We start from the raw sequence: 2205 nt of genomic DNA, 5'->3' as shown, positions 1-2205 counted from the left end.
AACTGGTGTGTCCATCCTCGCAGTATCCGGTTCTCAAGGTGCACGCCCCGCGGCTGATCCGGTCCGACCGGGCCGCGCGGCAAGGAGATATATTGCCAGACCGGAGGGGCCCCGGGGGCGGGAATCTGGGCGTACACATTTCCTACACATTTTGTGATTCTCAGCTGTGTTTGCCGGTAATAAAGAGGGGACCTCGTTTCCGAGATCCCCTCCTCCGTCTAACTGTAGAAATAGGCTTTCAAAGCCTTAGGCCAACAACTTGCGACCAGACTCCTCAATCGCGTCAAGTGCGGCATCAGCCTCGGCGGCATCCGCGCCCTTAGCGAAGATGTACAGCTTAATCTTGGGCTCGGTGCCGGAAGGACGAACAATACCCTTGTTGCCGCCCTCAAGATCGAACTCAATGACGTTAGCCTTCGGCAGGCCGTTCACGCAGGTGTTGTAATCCACGACAGCCTCAATCTTGGAACCGGCGAGCTCCGCGGGCGGGTTCTCGCGCAGACCAGCCATGATGCCGGCCATCTTTGCCGCACCCTCAGCGCCCGGATAGCTCAGCGAAATCGTCTTGTTGTGATAGTAGCCATACTTCTCGTACAGCTCGTGCATCGCATCTGCAAGGTTCTTGCCCTGGAGCTTGTAATACTGCGCCATCTGGCAAATCAGAAGAGAAGTGCTCACGGCGTCCTTGTCGCGCACGTGGTCACCGGCCAGATAGCCGTAGCTCTCCTCAAAACCGAAGATAAAGCGATCGACCTCGCCAGCATCGGAAAGAGAAGTAATGATGTCGCCGATGTACTTGAAGCCCGTCAGGCAGCGGCGGAGCTCAAAACCGTACTCGTCGGCCAGAGCGTCAACCATGGCGGAAGAAACGATAGTAGTGACAGCAACCTTCTTAGTGAGGTCCTCACCGCGAGCAGCGCGGGTCTTGCAGATATAGTCAAGCAGCAGAACGCCCATCTCATTGCCGGTCAGCAGCAGATAGTCATCGCCATTCTTAACGGCAACGCCAACGCGATCGGCGTCAGGATCGGTTGCAAGCAGCAGATCGGGGTGAACCTGCTCGCACAGGTCAATGCCCTTCTGCATGGCCTGACGAATCTCGGGGTTAGGATACGGGCAGGTCGGGAAATCGCCGTTAGGCTCCTTCTGCTCGGGAACAACCGTGACATCAGTGATGCCAGCGCGCTCGAGCACCGTCGTGACGGGAATGAGGCCAGTGCCGTTAAGCGGAGTGTAGACGAGCTTAAGCGGAGCGCCAGCGATCTCCTCGGCAGAAAGGTTAGTCACGCCGCGGGCGAGAACGGCGTCGTAATAACGCTCGAGGCACGAGTCATCGATCCATTTGACCAGACCCTGCTCAAGAGCCTCATCGAAGTCCATGGACTTCACGCCGGTGAACGTATCGGTCTCGGCGATAGCCTTAGAAATTGCATCGGCGGCCTCGCTGGTGATCTGGCAGCCGTCGGGGCCATAGGCCTTATAGCCGTTATAAGGCGCCGGATTATGACTAGCGGTCATGCAAATGCCACCGGAGCACTTAAGGTCGCGGACGGCCCAGGAGAGCGTCGGCACAGGAGAAATCTTGGGATACACGAGGGCAGTCACGCCGTTTGCTGCAAGAATGGCAGCCGTCGTCTTGACGAACAGCTCACCTTTATTGCGGCTATCGCGAGCGATGGCGACCGTCGGATGCTCGAAGGTCGCATTGAGGTAGTCAGCGAATCCCTGGGTCGCACGACCGACCGTATAGATATTCATACGGTTAGTGCCCGCACCGATAGTGCCGCGAAGGCCGGCAGTACCGAAGGCGAGATCCTGGAAGAAAGCGTCGGTGATGGCGTCCTCATCACCCTGCTCCTTCATCGTGTTAAGCTCAGCGAGGAGCTCCTCGTCCTTGACATTGGCAATCCAAGTATCAAGCAGCTCATGAACATCTGCCATGTGAGTCCTTCCGTCACAATCAATAAAACGACCCGTGTAAAACAGGACAAGCGCAGCAGTGCGCTAAAGCAAATATTAGTCCATTGAGAACAAAGAACCGACCAAAGAACGGTGAACGTCTATATTCAGCGGTGGATGATTAAATTGATTTAATTGCATAAGGAATGTTTCACACAAACGCAAAAAAGGGGGAGGCCGCGAGGCCTCCCCCTTCTCAGTTCGATGACGGCTCGGTGCCGTCCACCGGTCAGCGGCGCCCTGGGC

General features: G+C 56.6%; 1 protein-coding gene. It reads right to left on the bottom strand.

The annotated features are described in order from the left end of the window. Positions 1-246: 246 nt before the first annotated feature. Positions 247-1941 carry a phospho-sugar mutase gene (locus HMPREF9463_RS10105; RefSeq protein ID WP_006235592.1) on the bottom strand — a complete coding sequence of 565 codons (1695 nt, stop codon included), beginning with the start codon at positions 1939-1941 and terminating at the stop codon, positions 247-249. Between the last annotated feature and the right edge of the window lie 264 nt (positions 1942-2205).

Source organism: Collinsella sp. 4_8_47FAA (assembly GCF_000763055.1).
Taxonomy (GTDB): Bacteria; Actinomycetota; Coriobacteriia; order Coriobacteriales; family Coriobacteriaceae; genus Collinsella.
The sequence above is the reverse complement of the archived record's forward strand: the minus strand, read 5'-3'. Positions and strand labels throughout refer to the sequence as shown.

What these genes read in the sequence shown, in the direction of transcription:
- HMPREF9463_RS10105 (WP_006235592.1), bottom strand. Translation starts at nt 1,941, where the DNA reads ATGGCAGATGTTCATGAGCTGCTTGATACTTGGATTGCCAATGTCAAG.